Annotated in this window: 12 protein-coding genes; 4 read left to right on the top strand and 8 right to left on the bottom strand. The window is 70.5% G+C overall.

Annotated elements, in window-relative coordinates; genetic code table 11:
* Positions 1-30: 30 nt before the first annotated feature.
* The 3 genes from ACIQ7M_RS32355 to ACIQ7M_RS32365 form a co-directional block, all read right to left on the bottom strand.
* Positions 31-369 (bottom strand): P-II family nitrogen regulator, encoded by a 339-nt coding sequence (locus tag ACIQ7M_RS32355; protein WP_037625082.1) that lies wholly within the window; start codon positions 367-369, stop codon positions 31-33.
* Positions 366-1703, bottom strand: coding sequence for an ammonium transporter (locus ACIQ7M_RS32360; RefSeq protein WP_355773623.1), 1338 nt, complete (start codon positions 1701-1703; stop codon positions 366-368). The genes ACIQ7M_RS32355 and ACIQ7M_RS32360 overlap by 4 nt, the downstream gene beginning before the upstream one ends.
* Positions 1704-2141: 438 nt before the next feature.
* Positions 2142-3617 (bottom strand): hypothetical protein, encoded by a 1476-nt coding sequence (locus tag ACIQ7M_RS32365; RefSeq protein ID WP_386983195.1) that lies wholly within the window; start codon positions 3615-3617, stop codon positions 2142-2144.
* Between the two features lie 447 nt (positions 3618-4064).
* Here ACIQ7M_RS32365 and ACIQ7M_RS32370 point away from each other — a divergent pair, with 447 nt between their 5' ends.
* The gene (locus tag ACIQ7M_RS32370) at positions 4065-4727 is read left to right on the top strand and encodes a bifunctional DNA primase/polymerase (protein ID WP_403650980.1); all 663 of its coding nucleotides are present in this window, start codon (positions 4065-4067) and stop codon (positions 4725-4727) included.
* Positions 4728-4820: 93 nt separating this feature from the next.
* On the opposite strand, the gene ftsY is transcribed toward ACIQ7M_RS32370, so the two are convergent.
* The gene (ftsY, locus tag ACIQ7M_RS32375) at positions 4821-6026 is read right to left on the bottom strand and encodes a signal recognition particle-docking protein FtsY (RefSeq protein ID WP_403650982.1); all 1206 of its coding nucleotides are present in this window, start codon (positions 6024-6026) and stop codon (positions 4821-4823) included.
* A gap of 256 nt (positions 6027-6282) precedes the next feature.
* On the opposite strand from ftsY, the gene ACIQ7M_RS32380 reads away from it, so the two are divergent.
* On the top strand, positions 6283-7287 hold the full coding sequence (locus ACIQ7M_RS32380; RefSeq protein ID WP_403650984.1) for an LLM class flavin-dependent oxidoreductase: 1005 nt from the start codon (positions 6283-6285) through the stop codon (positions 7285-7287).
* 95 nt (positions 7288-7382) lie between these two features.
* Here ACIQ7M_RS32380 and ACIQ7M_RS32385 read toward each other — a convergent pair whose 3' ends face one another.
* On the bottom strand, positions 7383-8801 hold the full coding sequence (locus tag ACIQ7M_RS32385; RefSeq protein ID WP_355773611.1) for a sugar porter family MFS transporter: 1419 nt from the start codon (positions 8799-8801) through the stop codon (positions 7383-7385).
* Between the two features lie 306 nt (positions 8802-9107).
* Here ACIQ7M_RS32385 and ACIQ7M_RS32390 point away from each other — a divergent pair, with 306 nt between their 5' ends.
* On the top strand, positions 9108-9452 hold the full coding sequence (locus ACIQ7M_RS32390; RefSeq protein WP_403650987.1) for a DUF4326 domain-containing protein: 345 nt from the start codon (positions 9108-9110) through the stop codon (positions 9450-9452).
* Positions 9453-9520: 68 nt separating this feature from the next.
* On the opposite strand, the gene smc is transcribed toward ACIQ7M_RS32390, so the two are convergent.
* The 3 genes from smc to ACIQ7M_RS32405 form a co-directional block, all read right to left on the bottom strand.
* On the bottom strand, positions 9521-13123 hold the full coding sequence (gene smc / locus ACIQ7M_RS32395) for a chromosome segregation protein SMC (protein WP_403650989.1): 3603 nt from the start codon (positions 13121-13123) through the stop codon (positions 9521-9523).
* Between the two features lie 217 nt (positions 13124-13340).
* Positions 13341-13544: a hypothetical protein gene (locus ACIQ7M_RS32400; protein ID WP_355773424.1), complete on the bottom strand. Its 204-nt coding sequence runs from the start codon at positions 13542-13544 to the stop codon at positions 13341-13343.
* Positions 13545-13926: 382 nt separating this feature from the next.
* Positions 13927-14208 carry an acylphosphatase gene (locus ACIQ7M_RS32405; RefSeq protein WP_328447682.1) on the bottom strand — a complete coding sequence of 94 codons (282 nt, stop codon included), beginning with the start codon at positions 14206-14208 and terminating at the stop codon, positions 13927-13929.
* Between the two features lie 153 nt (positions 14209-14361).
* Between ACIQ7M_RS32405 and ACIQ7M_RS32410 the strand changes: the two genes are divergently transcribed.
* Entirely contained in the window at positions 14362-15354 is a 993-nt protein-coding gene (locus tag ACIQ7M_RS32410) for a CAP domain-containing protein (RefSeq protein WP_403650992.1), read from the top strand.
* Positions 15355-15458 lie beyond the last annotated feature (104 nt).

Genomic DNA, 15458 nt, shown 5'->3' on the forward strand with positions numbered 1-15458 from the left:
CTGTCTTTCCTCTTCGTGCGGGCCGGTCCGTCAGAGCGCGTCGGGGCCGCGCTCGCCGGTGCGGACCCGGACGGCCGTGTCGACCGGGACGGACCACACCTTGCCGTCACCGATCTTGCCGGTGCGGGCCGCCTTGACGACGACGTCGACGAGCTGTTCGGCGTCGTCGTCCTCGACCAGCACCTCGATGCGGATCTTGGGAACGAGGTCGACCGTGTACTCGGCGCCGCGGTACACCTCGGTGTGTCCCCGCTGCCGACCGTAGCCGCTCGCCTCGGTGACCGTCAGTCCGTGGACGCCGAAGGCCTGCAGTGCCTCTTTGATCTCGTCGAGCCGGTGGGGCTTCACGACGGCGGTGATGAGCTTCATGCGTCCACCTTCTTGGCGTCCGTGTCGGCCGGGGCGGGCACGGCGGTCCGGGCGGCGCCACCACCGGCGCCGCTGAAGTCGTATGCGGTCTCGGCGTGCTCGGCCTGGTCGATGCCGGCGATCTCCTCGTCCTCGGTGACCCGCATGCCGAGGGTCTTGTCGATGACGAAGGCGAGGATCGCAGAGACGACCAGGGAGTAGCCGAGGACGGCGAAGACGCCGGCGCACTGCTTCCAGAACTGGGTCAGGCCGCCGCCGTAGAAGAGACCCTCGACCGTGGACTGGCCGTGGCCGCTGGCGAAGAAGCCGATCAGCAGGGAGCCGATGACACCGCCGACGAGGTGGACGCCGACGACGTCGAGCGAGTCGTCGTAGCCGAAGCGGTACTTCAGGCCGACGGCCATGGCGCACAGGACACCGGCGATGGCACCGACCGCGATGGCGCCGAGCGGGGAGACGGCACCGCCCGAGGGGGTGATGGCGACCAGACCGGCGACCGCGCCGGAGGCTGCGCCCAGCGTGGTGAACGCGCCGTGCCGGATCTTCTCGTAGAGGAGCCAGGCGAGCATGGCGGCCGCGGTGGCGACCTGCGTGTTGACGAACATCAGCGCGCCGACGCCGTCGTCGTTGCCGAGCCACGAGCCGGCGTTGAAGCCGAACCAGCCGAACCACAGCAGACCGGAGCCGAGCATCACCAGCGGGAGGCTGTGCGGGCGCATCGGGTCCTTCTTGAAGCCGACGCGCTTGCCGATGACCAGGATCACGCCGAGCGCCGCGGCACCCGCGTTGATGTGGACCGCCGTACCGCCGGCGAAGTCGATCACACCGAGCTCGAAGGCCCAGCCGCCCGCGCCCCACACCCAGTGGGCGACGGGGAAGTAGACGAGCGTGGCCCACAGCGTGATGAACAGCGACCACGCCGTGAACTTCACGCGGTCCGCGAGGGCACCGCTTATCAGTGCGGGCGTGATGATCGCGAACATGAGCTGGAAGACCATGAAGACGAAGACCGGGATGGTGTAGCCGTCCCACAGCTCCGTCAGGCCGATGTTGCTGAGGCCGACCCAGTCAGAGGTCCAGCCGATGAACGATCCCTTGTCCGTGCCGAAGGCGAGGGAGAAGCCGTACAGCACCCACAGGATGGTGATGATCCCCATGCTGATGAAGCTCATCATCAGCATGTTGAGCGTGCTCTTGACGCGGACCATGCCTCCGTAGAAGAAGGCGAGGCCCGGCGTCATGATGAGCACGAGGGCGGAACAGATGAGCATGAACCCTGTGTTGGCGGCAGACAGCTTGGGTGCCTCTGCGGCAAGGGTGATGGCTGGTGCCATCGGCGTCTCCTCGTCGTTGGTACGGCCCCGTGCGGGCGAAGCCTGAATGGGTCGTGAGGGGTGGGCCGGTTATGCGCCATGAGATTGACGCAGCGCGGTTTCCGTGGACGCCCCTCGATGTTTCGCACCAGTGACGAAGGCGCTCCGTGTGTTACACGTTCATGAACTGCCTGATTGCGGTCGAAGCGATCGTTATCGTGACGCAATCTCCCGAGGGATGCCCGCGGCGCTCTGGGCGCGCGGGGGCGTGACCACCGTGTGGGGCATTCTCGCGGGAGCGGGGCCGGGGCGGCGCGAGCGGCGCCTACGGGGGCCGCATACAGCGGAACCGGCCACGTCCGGTCGTCCGATGACCTGGCATGGGGGAGCCGAGTCGGGCAGTTCAGGACGACCGGCCGCGGCCGGGGTACGAGGCTGGGCCGCCGCGGCGGCCCGGTGTCAGACCGCCTCGGCCGTCTCGGGCAGGTCGACGGCGAGCTGGTCGGTGAGGTCGATGACCTCGGCGAGATCCCCGAAGTCACGGACGGCGGTGTCGACCGTCTTTCGGATACGAGTGTTGACGCGCTCGGAGCGCACTTTCCTGCCGATCCTCAGGGCTTCCTTGGCCAGGACCGCACTCTGCTCGGGCTCACGCTGCAACAGGTGCACCGTGGCCATGCCGATGAGGTTGAGCGCGTACGACCGCTGGTGCTCGGAGTCCTTGCCGAAGAGGTCGACCGCCTTCTGCATCAGGGGCTCGGCCATGGAGGCGTACGTGGGGCTGCGCCCGGCGACGTAGGCGAGGTCGCGGTAGGAGTGCGAGTTCTCGCCGTACAGCTCGGCGCGGGAGAAGAAGCGGATCCAGTCGGGGTCCGGCTCGTCCCACTCGTGCACGTCGGTGAAGGTGTCCTCGGCCATGCGGACGGCCCGCTTGCACTTTCCGGGCTGGCCCATGTTGGCGTAGGCGCGGGCCTCCATCGCATACAGCATCGACTGGGTGCGCGGGCTCGCGCAGTCACGGCTGCCGTACTGGGCGAGGTGGATCAGCTCCAGCGCGTCGTCGGGCCGCCCCAGGTGGATCATCTGACGGCTCATGCTGGAGAGGATGTACGAGCCGAGCGGCTTGTCGCCCGCCTCCTTCGAGGCGTGCAGGGCGAGGACGAAGTACTTCTGCGCGGTGGGCTGGAGGCCCACGTCGTAGCTCATCCAGCCCGCCAGCTCGGCCAGTTCGGCGGCGACCTTGAACAGGCGCCTCTCGGTGGCGACGGGCTGCGGTTCCTGGAGAAGGTCCGTCACCTCGTGCAACTGGCCGACGACGGCCTTGCGGCGCAGTCCGCCGCCGCACTGCGCGTCCCACTGACGGAACATCACGGTGGTGGACTCCAGGAGATCCAGCTCCGGTTGGGAGAGCCTCCCGCCGCGGCGCGTGGAGGCCGGCGGTTCGGCCGGCTCGTACGCCGTCGGCGGGGTGGGCACGAGCCAGCGCTGCATGGGCTCGATGAGGGCCGGGCCCGCGGAGAGCCCCAGCGAACTGCCGAGGAAGCCGCGCCGGGCCAGCATCAGGTCGCTGCGCGAGTACTCGCTGATGAGCGCGACGGTCTGGGGGCCGGTCCACGGAAGGTCGATGCCGGACACGGAGGGCGCCTGGTGGGCGGCGCGCAGGCCGAGGTCCTCCACGGCGACGACACAGCCGAACCGCTCGGAGAACAGCTCCGACAGGATCCGCGGGATCGGCTCGCGCGGGTTCTCCCCGTCCAGCCAGCGGCGCACCCGCGAGGTGTCCGTCGAGATGTGGTTGGCCCCCAACTGGCGGGCCCTGCGGTTCACCTGGCGCGCCAGCTCGCCCTTCGACCAGCCACTGCGCACGAACCACGAGCCGAGCAGCTCGTTGGGGCGCCTGTCAGCGTTCGTCCCGCCTCCGCCGTTGCCGCCCACTGGAACGCCCCCACTCCCCGAGACCACTTGTCGCCGCTCTGCGCCAAGCCCTATCAGAATGCCCGTAAACGCGGCCGCGCGTCCGGTAGTTCTCACCCTTCGAACGGGAACCCTGCTTGCCCTTGGCATACTCGCGAGTAAACAAAACCCCAGGACTCGTGCACTCAAAGTAATCCTACGATCACGCGTCCAGCCATGGCGATCCGTGAAACGCCACCATTCGCCACCCCTTCGAATGAACTCCAGTCGCCCTGCTCGCGATTCACTTGACACAGAACGACCAAGGGTGGGCGGAGAAGCGCACGCCAGGGCGCACGGAGCCGAACACACCACCCCCTGCACGACAAGGCGCTGCCTGGATCGCGTGAAACCGGGCAGGCAGGAACAGAGGGTGACAATCCGGTTCCGTGACGTAACCACGGGCGCACCGGACCCGTTGGAGGGGGCATGGGCTTCACGATCGGCAGTAGTCGGGCGATGCGCGACATCCGGACCGGTGCTCGTCGCCGCGGCCGCTCGTCGGAGGGCGGCGCCGTCGCCGCGTTCACCGGACTGTGGGGATGGGACGTGGTCCCGGGTGCCCGAGCCGCCGCGGGGGCGTGCTCGTGCGGCCTGGCCGACTGCCCGGCGCCGGGTGCGCACCCCCTGGCCTTCGCCCCCACGATCCCGGCGGGCACCACGCTGAACGAGGCGACCGGCATCTGGGCGGGCTTCCCGGGCGCCGCGGTGATGCTGCCGGCCGGCCGGGCCTTCGACGTCATCGAGGTGGCCGAGGCGGCCGGGCGCCGGGCGCTCGTCCGGCTGGAGCGCATGGGCCTGCCGCTCGGTCCCGTGACGGCCGGCCCGGACGGCCGCGCCCACTTCTTCGTCTCCCCCGGTTCCGCCGCCGAACTTCCCGAGCTGCTCTACCGCATGGGCTGGGACGACGCCTCCCTCGACCTGCACGGCCTCGGCCCGGGCGCGTTCATCACCGCCCCGCCCTCCGACCGTGCGGGGCTCGGCCCGGTCCGCTGGCTGCGCTCCCCCGCTCTCGACTCCGCCCCGAAGCCGCCCCCGGCCAGGCTGCTGCTGGGCACCCTCGCCTACGTGGCACACCGTTCGCGGGCCTGACCGCCGGAGCGAGCCGAACGGACGAAGCGCCCGTTCCCCGCGGTATCGCGGGGACGGGCGCTTCGTCGGGCACCTACGCGTTCGCGCGGGTGGTCACTCTCCGATCAGGGCGTCGACGAACGCCTCGGGCTCGAAGGGCGCCAGGTCGTCCGCGCCCTCTCCGAGGCCCACCAGCTTGACCGGGACGCCCAGCTCGCGCTGCACCGCGATGACGATGCCGCCCTTCGCCGTGCCGTCGAGCTTGGTGAGCACGATGCCGGTGATCTCGACGACCTCGGCGAACACGCGCGCCTGCACCAGACCGTTCTGCCCGGTGGTCGCGTCGAGGACGAGCAGCACCTCGTCGAGCGGCGCGTGCTTCTCCACGACGCGCTTGACCTTGCCGAGCTCGTCCATGAGGCCGGTCTTGGTGTGGAGCCGGCCCGCGGTGTCGATGAGGACGACGTCCGCGCCCTCCTCGATGCCCTCCTTGACCGCGTCGAACGCGATCGAGGCGGGGTCGCCGCCCTCGGCGCCGCGGACGGTACGGGCGCCCACGCGCTCGCCCCAGGTCTGGAGCTGGTCGGCGGCGGCGGCGCGGAAGGTGTCGGCGGCGCCGAGGACGACGTTCTTGCCGTCGGCGACGAGCACGCGCGCGAGCTTGCCGGTGGTGGTGGTCTTGCCGGTGCCGTTGACGCCGACGACCATCACGATGCCCGGGGTGTCGAGGTTCGAGTCGGTCTTGACCGCACGGTCGAACTCCGGGACGAGAAGCTGGATCAGCTCCTCGCGCAGCAGGGCGCGCAGTTCGTCGGGCGTCCGCGTGCCGAGCACCTTCACCCGCTCGCGCAGCCGATCGACGAGTTCCTGGGTGGGCTGCACACCCACGTCGGCGACGAGCAGCGTGTCCTCGATCTCCTCCCAGGTGTCGTCGTCGAGGTGCTCGCGCGAGAGCAGCGTGAGCAGCCCCTTGCCGAGCGCGTTCTGCGAGCGGGAGAGCCGGGAGCGCAGGCGCACCAGGCGCCCGGCGGTCGGTTCCGGGATCTCGATCTGGGGGGCGGCTACCGGAGGTTCTTCGACGACGACCGACGGGGCGGCCGAGCCGTCGGGGAGATCCACCTCCTCCAGGGTGCGGCGCGGCTCGTCGTGCGGCGCCTCGGCCTCGTCGCCGACGTGCGGTTCGGCCGGTGGAGCGGTGATGTCGGGGGCGGCGGGGGGCGGTGGGGGCAGCTGCTTCCGCTTGCGACTGCCGACGACGAGCCCACCGAGCGCGCCGATCACCACCACGGCGATGACTACAGCAAGGATGATGGTTTCCATAACGTCCTCAGTATCGGCCATCCCCTGTGCGGGAAGCTTTCTCCCCGCGCGGGCGAACGCTTGTAGTTTCATACGAACACCGCCGGGCGCGAACCGCGTATCGCGCGGCGGGGCGCCGGGATCCTGGCCCGCTTCGGCGTCCCTGCATCCCCGACCCCGCCCCGCACCTGCCCGCGGCCGCATCCGTGCCCGCGACTATGGCAACCTGACGCCTCGTCAGCTACCGTCCCCCTCCACCCACGAAGGGGGGCTCCCCATGCCCGTGACGGTCGTGCGCTTCAACCTCGTCGAACCCGACGCCACGCCCGCCTCGCTCAGCGCCCGCTACCGGGCCGCCGTCGAGATGGCCACGTACGCGGACGACCGCGGGATCACCACGGTGCAGACGGAGGAGCACCACGGCGCCGTCAACAACTGGCTGCCCTCTCCGTTCGCGTTCGCGGGCGCGGTCTTCGGGGCGACCCGGCAGATCGCGGTCACCGTCTCCGCCGTCATCGGCCCGCTGCACGACCCGCTGCGTCTCGCCGAGGACATCGCCGTCCTCGACCTGCTCAGCGGCGGCCGCCTCGTGACCGTGGCCGGCATCGGCTACCGGCCCGAGGAGTACGCGCAGTTCGACGTCGACTGGAAGCGGCGAGGCAAACTCCAGGACGAGCTTCTGGAGACGGTGCTGAAGGCCTGGACCGGCGAGGAGTTCGACTACCGGGGCCGTACGGTACGGGTCACCCCGCGCCCGTTCTCGGACCCGCACCCCCTGCTGCTGGTGGGCGGCTCCTCCCGGGCGGCGGCCCGGCGTGCCGCCCGGCTCGGCCTGCCGTTCTTCCCCAGCGCGCATCTGCCGGAGCTGGAGGCTTATTACAAGGAGCGGCTCATCGAGTACGGCACCGAGGGCTGGACCATGATGCCCGGTGCCGAGACGCCGCTGCTGCACATCGCCGAGGACCCGGACCGGGCCTGGGCCGAGTACGGCCGCCACTTCCTGCACGAGGCACGGACGTACGCCTCCTGGCAGTCCGGCGAGATCCTCTCGGCGGTGAAATCGGCGGCCACGACGGTCGAGGAGCTGCGCGCGGAGGGTGTCTACCGCGTCCTCACGCCCGACCAGTGCGTGGAGCTGGGCCTGGACAGCCTCGTCCTGCATCCGCTGTCCGGCGGGATGCCGGTGGACGAGGGCTGGCGCAGCCTGCGTCTGTTCTGCGAAAGCGTGCTGCCCCGGCTCGTACGACCTGACGGTCCGAGCCGGGGCAGCACGCCCTCTTGACGAGTACGGGGAGAGGGGCAGCGGGGACTTGGCCCTTCTCCCCGGGTTCCGGGGAGCCCGCGGCGGCCGTGGGGAGCCGCCGGTGAGACGGGCGGTCAGCCCATCTCCTCCAGGGCCTTGCCCTTCGTCTCCTTGACGAACTTGAGCACGAAGGGGATGGAGAGCACGGCGAAGCACGTGTAGATCACGTAGGTGGCCGAGAGGTTCCAGTCGGCGAGGGACGGGAAGCTCGCGGTGATGGCCCAGTTGGCGATCCACTGCGCGGAGGCGGCGACACCGAGCGCGGCGGCGCGGATCCGGTTCGGGAACATCTCGCCGAGGAACACCCAGACCACGACACCCCAGGAGAGGGCGAAGAAGAGGACGAAGACGTGCGCGGCGATCAGGGCCACCCAGCCCTGCGTGGCCGGCAGTTTGCCGTCGACCAGGTCGTAGGAGAAGGCCCAGGCCTCCAGGCCGAGACCGATGGCCATACCCACCGAGCCGATGAGGGCGAGCGGCTTACGGCCGACACGGTCCACGAAGATCATGGCGATCACGGTGCCGATGATGTTGATGATCGACGTGGTGAACGAGTAGAAGAACGAGTCCGTCGGGTCGACGCCGACCGACTGCCACAGCGTCGAGGAGTAGTAGAACGCGACGTTGATGCCGACGAACTGCTGGAAGACCGAGAGGCCGATACCGACCCAGACGATCGGCAGGAAGAGGAAGCCGCCGCCGAGCAGGTCCTTGAACGTCGACTTGTGCTCGCCCTTCATGGCCGTCTCGATCTCGGTCATGCGGGCGTCCAGGTCGATCTTGTCGCCCTCGACCTCCTTGAGCACCTCGCGGGCGCGGTCCCTGCGGCCCACTTCGAGCAGGAAGCGCGGCGACTCGGGGATGGCGAAGGAGAGCAGACCGTAGAGGACGGCCGGGATGACCATGACGCCGAGCATGACCTGCCAGGCCTCGACGCCGAGGAGCTGACCGCGCTGGTCGCCGTCGGCGGCGTTCAGGATGGCGTAGTTGACGAGCTGCGAGATGGCGATGCCGACGACGATCGCGGCCTGCTGGAACGAGCCGAGCCGTCCGCGGTAGGCGGGCGGGGAGACCTCGGCGATGTAGGCGGGGCCGATGACGGAGGCCATACCGATGGCGAATCCGCCGATGATGCGCCAGAAGGCGAGGTCCCACAGCGCGAAGGGCAGGGCCGAGCCGATGGCGCTGATGGTGAAGAGGCTCGCGGAGATCTGCATGCAGCGGATGCGTCCGATGCGGTCGGCCATGCGGCCGGCGGCCGCGGCGCCGATGGCACAGCCGATCAGGGCGATGGCGATGACCTGGGCCAGCGCCGCGGAGCCGATGTCGTAGCGGTCGCGGATGGCCTCGACCGCGCCGTTGATCACAGCGCTGTCGTAGCCGAACAGGAAGCCGCCCATCGCGGCCGCCGCCGCGATGAAGATGACATGCCCGAGATGCTCGGGAGGAGCCGGCTTGGCTCCTGGCACAGGTGCCTGCGATGCGCTGGTCACGTAAGACTCCTCGGGCCACCGGCCTCGCTGCCGGGGGTGGGGGGCGAAAGCCTTCGTTGGTGGTTACCAGTGGCGCACAGGTTCACGCGGGCCACCACCTGAAGGTAAAAGCAACGTCGGAGAGACTATGCCTTCACTTTTCGAAGTCAAACCCGGGGGTGGTTCCGGCTGTTTGTGGACTTTCCCTGCCGATGTGACGTTGCTGTGTTCAAGCTTTGAACATCACGTGCCCGAATGGTCCAACGAGGGACCGTTCTCGTCCGTGCTCGCGTTGCCCCCGGCCGCCGGAGCGAGGAGGATCCGGTCATGCCGCAGACCACGGTCGTCAACCTCAAGGGTCACCGCGACGATCCCGCGTACGCCGATGTGGTGTACGTCGGCCGCGCCATGCACCGGGGTGGCTGGCACCTGGCCGGCTCCCCGCTGGCGAGCCCGTTCCGCCCCGGCCACGACGGCACCCGGGACGAGGTCGTCGAGATGTACCGCGCCCATCTGCTGGCACACCCGGAACTGCTGGCCCGGCTGCCCGCCCTGCGCGGTCACCGCCTCGGCTGCTGGTGCGTCCCCGAGCGCTGTCACGCCGAGGTGCTCGCCGAACTCGCCGACGAGGGCGTGGGCGAGGACCTGCCGGCACCGGACGACCTGCCCTAGAGCCCAGCCGTCCCGGTTGCGGTTCGGACCGCAACCGGGCGGACGACCGCGGGCCGCGGCCCCGGTGATCAGCGCAGGCGCTGGCTGATGACCTTCGAGACGCCGTCGCCCTGCATGGAGACGCCGTAGAGCGCGTCGGCGACCTCCATCGTGCGCTTCTGATGCGTGATCACGATGAGCTGGGAGGCCTCCTGCAGCTCCTGCATGATCCTGATCAGCCGCTGGAGGTTGGTGTCGTCCAGCGCCGCCTCGACCTCGTCCATGACGTAGAACGGGCTGGGGCGCGCCTTGAAGATCGACACGAGGAGCGCGACGGCGGTCAGCGACCGTTCGCCGCCGGAGAGCAGGCTGAGCCGCTTGACCTTCTTGCCCGGCGGCCTGGCCTCGACGTCGACGCCGGTGGTGAGCATGTTGTCGGGGTCGGTCAGGATGAGCCGCCCGTCCCCGCCCGGGAACAGCCGGCTGAAGACGCCCTCGAACTCCCGGGCGGTGTCCCGGTACGCCTCGGTGAAGACCTGCTCGACGCGCTCGTCGACCTCCTTCACCACCTGGAGAAGGTCGGTGCGCGTCTTCTTGAGGTCCTCCAGCTGCTCGCTGAGGAACTTGTGGCGCTCCTCCAGCGCGGCGAACTCCTCCAGGGCCAGCGGATTGACCTTGCCGAGCTGCTGGTACGCCCGTTCGGCCGACTTGAGCCGCTTCTCCTGCTCCGCACGGTGGAACCGCCGGGGCTGGTTGCGCGGGTGCTCGGGGTCCTCGGGCAGTTCCTCGCCCTCGGCGGGCAGCGACGGCGGTACGAGCTGGTCGGGGCCGTAGTCCGCGACGAGTCCCGCCGGCTCGACGCCGAGTTCGTCCAGCGCCTTCGCCTCGAGCTGCTCTATGCGCATCCGCTTCTCGGCGCCCAGCACCTCGCCCCGGTGCACCGAGTCGGTGAGCTTGTCGAGCTCCTCCTTGAGCTCGCGGCCCTGACTCCGCGCGGTCACGAGCTCCTGCTCACGGTGGGCCTTCGCGCTGTCGGCGGCGGTGCGCTCCTCCTCGGCACGGGCGAGCGAGATCTCGACGTGCGCGAGAAGCTGCCGTGCGCCGGAGGCGACGGCCTCGGCCACGGCGGCCTCGTGGCGGAGCCGGGCGCGCCGCTGTTCGGCACGCGCGCGTGCCTCGCGTTCGGCGCGGGCCGCACGGTCCAGCGAGTCGGCCCGTCCGGCGAGTCCCTTGACCCGCTCCTCGTGCGTGCGCACCTGGAGGCGGGCCTCCATCTCCGTCTGCCGCGCGTTGGCGCCGTCCGCGGCGAGCCGGTCCCGTACCGAGGTGTCGGGTTCCTCCTCGACCGGCATCTCCTCGGCCACGGCGAGCCGTTCGGCGAGTTCCTCCGCATCGGCCACGGCCCGGTCGAGGGCTTCCTGCGCTCGGGCGGCCGCGGCGGTGCTCCGCTCTGCCTCGCCCGCGGCGCCGCGCGCCTGTCCGGCCAGCCGCCCGAGCTGCTGGGCGACGGACGACTTCTGCCGTTCGGCGTCGCGCCGCCGCTCCCCCAACTCCTCGACGAACGCGGCTCGTTCGCCCCGCCGCTCGGTCGCCAGCCGCTGCGCCTCGGCCAACTCCTCGCAGCGTACGGCCAGTTCCTCCAGCTCGGCCGCCGCCTCGTCCACGGACGCCTGTACTTCGAGCAGGCTGGGCGCCCCGGCGGACCCGCCGTGCGCGAAGTGCGCCCCGAGCAGGTCGCCCTCGGCGGTCACCGCGGTGAGTCCGGGCCGTGCGTAGACCAGGTCCTCGGCCTCCTCCAGCGTGCCGACGACGACGATCCCGCGCAGCAACCGCCGTACGGCGGGCATCAGTTCGGCGGGTCCCCGGACGAGATCGGCGGCGTACGGCGGTGTGTCGCCGTCGAGGGGTACGTGCGGGGAGGCGCCGTCCGCCGCTCCGGCGGGGGCGTGCGCTTCGGCGTCGGGTTCCCCGGGTGCTCCGGCGAGGAGCAGGGCCGCGCGGCCGGCGTCCTGCTTGCGCAGCAGCCGGATGGCCTCGGCGGCCGAGGCGGGGGTGGCGACCGCGACGGCGTCGGCGGCCACGCCGAACGCGGCGGCGAGCGCGACCTCGAAGCCGGGGGTGACCGTCAGCAGTCCGGCGGCGGGACCGAGCACCCCGGTGAGCCGGTCCGTGGCGCCGAGCAGCGCTCCCGTGCCGTCCTTGCGCCGCAGGCCGAGGGCGAGGGCGTCGCGCCGGGCCCGGGTGGCGGCCCGCTTGCGTTCGGCCGCGGTGGCGGCCTCGCGGGCCGCGCTCAACGCGGCCTCCGCGTCGGAGAGGGCGCGCCTGGCCGCCTCGTGCTGTTCGGTGAGATCGGCGTCGCCCGCGTCGAGCCCGTCGACCTCGGCCTTCAGTTCCTCGTACTCCTCCTGTGCCGTGACCGCGCGTTCCTGGGCCTCGTCGCGGGCGGCGGCGAGCCGGTCGATCTCGGCCTGCGCGGAGGCGGCGCGCGACCGGGCGGCGTTGACCTGGCCGCCGAGGCGGGCGAGTCCCTCGCGGCGGTCGGCGATGGCGCGGGCCACGTCCTTGAGGCGGCGCTCCTCGACGGTCAGCTCGCGTTCCAGTTCGGCGCGGTGCGCGACCGTGTCCTCCAGGGCCCGCTCGGCCACGTCCAGGGCCGCTTCGAGCTCGGCCTCCTGCTCACGGACGCGGACGGCCTCGCGCTCCATGTCCTCGGGGTCGCGCCCGCGCCGTTCCTCGGCGGGCACCGAGGTGGTGCTCTTCACGCGCGCGTCGGCCAGCGAGACCGTGCCGCGCACCCGCTCCGCGAGCTGGGAGAGTTCGTACCAGGTCTGCTGGGCGCGCTGGAGGCGCGGGGTGAGCCGGCGGACCTCGTCCTCCAGCAGGGCCTCCCGCTGGAGCGCCTTCTTGAGCTCGGCCTCGGCGGACTCCTTGCGCTGCTTGAGCGCGGCCTCGTCGGCGATCTCGGACCGGAGGGCGCCCCGCAGCCTTACGAGGTCGTCGGCGAGGAGGCGCAGCCGGGCGTCGCGCAGGTCGGCCTGGATGACGGCGGCGCGGCGGGCGACGGCGGCCTGCCGGCCGAGCGGCTTGAGCTGGCGCCGCAGTTCGTCGGTGAGGTCCTGCACGCGCGCGAGGTTGGCCTGCATCGCGTCCAGCTTCCGCAGCGCCTTCTCCTTGCGCTTGCGGTGCTTGAGGACGCCCGCCGCCTCCTCGATGAAGGCGCGGCGGCCCATCGGGTCGGCGTGCAGGACGGAGTCGAGCTGGCCCTGTCCGACGATGACGTGCATCTCGCGGCCGATGCCGGAGTCGGACAGCAGTTCCTGGATGTCGAGCAGGCGGCAGGTGTCGCCGTTGATCTGGTACTCGCTGCCGCCGTTGCGGAACATGATCCGCGTGATGGTGACCTCGGCGTACTCGATGGGCAGCGCCCCGTCCGAGTTGTCGATGGTCAGGGAGACCTCGGCGCGGCCGAGCGGCGGGCGCCCGGTGGTGCCGGCGAAGATGACGTCCTCCATCTTGCCGCCGCGCAGCGACTTGGCCCCCTGTTCGCCCATGACCCAGCTCAGGGCGTCCACGACGTTGGACTTGCCCGAGCCGTTGGGGCCCACGACACAGGTGATGCCCGGCTCGAACCGCAGCGTGGTCGCGGAGGCGAACGACTTGAACCCGCGCAGGGTCAGGGCCTTGAGGTGCACGCCGCCGGACTCTACCTTTCGGGCCGGTCTCACTCCATGAACGCGCGGTTTCGCCCATGAACGCGCAGGGCACACCAGACGTTGAAGAGGGGGGATGACGGGGATGGCCGCTCGGGGAAAAGAAAGAAGGGACGCCGGACGGCGTCCCTTGCAAATCTGACAACGTAGCGGTTGATTCGGGCCGCCCAACCACTGCTGTCATGGTGCGGTGCAGTGATCAGGTGAGCGCAGGCTCCGCCTGGGGTACGTCGATGCTCTCGAGAATCGAGTCGTGAGAAGCGGCAGCCGCGAGCGCGTCGTTCTCGGCCTGAATCCGTACAAGCTCGGATTCGAGGTCCTGGACGCGCTGCTGGAGCCGTCGCATCTCGGCAATGAGTCGCGGGTCGGAACCGCCGACGTAACCGAGAAGCGCCTTTGCCATGATGGATGGTCCTCCACACTGAGTGACCGACCGAAGCGGTGTGGGTCGTGAGGGAATCGCACCCGCGATGCTTGACACTGCTGTTGTCGTGCTGCCGTTCCACATGCCAAACAGCTAAGGTGCGCGGGGCTTTCAGCGTCTCACCAAAAAGTTTGACGGTCAACACGATCACGCCCTGTATCGGCGGGCAACCCACTGTCGCGCGGCTTCTGAAGCGGCGGCGCTGCGACTCCGGTGGGGCCCTCAGGGCGGCGGGATCATCGTTATCTCGGGAGCCTGCCACTTCGCGCCGTTCTTGGCAACTACCAGGCCATTCCCACTACTGACGGGTGCCGGTGGCATACGCCACGCCACCTTCCGGGGCCCCCGCGGGCCGTCGTCGTCAGCGGATGGCGAAGCCGTCGTAGATCCCCCGGGGCGTGTCCCAGATCTCAGTGACTCCGTCCACCCGGCCGGGCGTGTCGTCTCCCTGGAGCCAGTCGAGCAGACTCTGACAGCCGGCCCGGGGGCCCTCCGCGACCACCTGGACGCGTCCGTCGTCGAGATTGAGAGCAAAACCACTCAGCTCTCCGATCTCCAGCGCCCTGGCCCGCGTAAACCAGCGGAAACCCACACCTTGGACCCGTCCGCGGACCCAGACGACCAGCCGTGAAACCTCGTTCATGGCTGCACGCTAACCGGACAATGTCTCGTGGAGCACATCCTCCACACGCGCCATGGGGTACCGTCCCGACCCAATGAGTCTCATTAGAAACTCACTCTTTCGGGTGAGGTTTAAATGAGGATCGCTGACTCAAGATCGAGGAAGGCCCAAGAGATGGGACGCCACCGACGCTCCGACGCCGGCCGCGCCGCCACAGGGCGCGCCACCGGAGTCACAGATACGAGCGGGACCCCCACGGAAAGCTACGGCCCGGAGAACCTGTACGGCTACGCGGCCGTCGCCGATCTCCCGACCGCCGCCTCCGCCCGCTCGCACCGCAAGCGGAAGGGTCCGAGCCCGGTCAAGACGGGACTGCTCGGCGTCTCGGCGGCCGTGGCCCTCGGCACCGTGGCCGTCGCGGCCGGTGTCGTGCCCGGCGCCGAGAACTACGCGCTCGGCGGTGGCAGCAACAACTCCGACAGCGTCCAGGCCGCGAGCTCGCCCTCCAGCGTGGAGACCCAGCAGGGCGGCACCTCGGGCAGCGCGGACTCCCGCGAGGGCACGTCGACGAGCCGTGGCTCCGGTCGCGCGTCGACCCCCTCGACCGTCGCCCCCTCGACCTCCACGTCACCGTCGGCCGCTCCGACCACGACCGAGCCGCCGAAGAAGCAGGACGACGGGGCTTCCAAGGAAGAGAAGACGAAGGAGCCCAAGGCTCCGAAGACGACCAAGCCCTCCAAGCAGGAGACCAAGGCGCCGGTCGCCAAGACCCCGGTGAACGTGTCCGCGGAGTCCGCCGCCGAGACCGAGGTGCTCAAGCTCGTCAACGACGAGCGAGCCAAGGTCGGTTGCAGCCCGGTGGCCGCGAACAGCGCCCTGACGGACCTGGCCCGGACCTTCAGCGAGGACATGGCGGCCCGGTCCTTCTTCGACCACACCGACCCGAGCGGGCTCAGCCCCTGGGACCGCGCGGCGAACGCCGGGATAACCAGCCTCGGCGGCGAGAACATAGCCCGCGGCCAGGTCGACGCGGCAGCCGTCATGGAAGCCTGGATGAACAGCCCCGGCCACAAGGCCAACATCCTGAACTGCGACTTCAAGACCCTCGGCGTCGGAGCCCACTTCGGCGAGGGCGGCCCTTGGTGGACGCAGGACTTCGGCTACTGAGCCGATCGCACCACGCATGGCCGACCCGCTCGGGGGGTCGGCCATGTGGCGTTTCCGCCCCGATCCCCCGTGGCCTCCGCCGGTCCCCCGATCGTGTGTGGACC

It is taken from the genome of Streptomyces sp. NPDC096324 (assembly GCF_044763015.1).
Classification (GTDB): Bacteria; Actinomycetota; Actinomycetes; order Streptomycetales; family Streptomycetaceae; genus Streptomyces.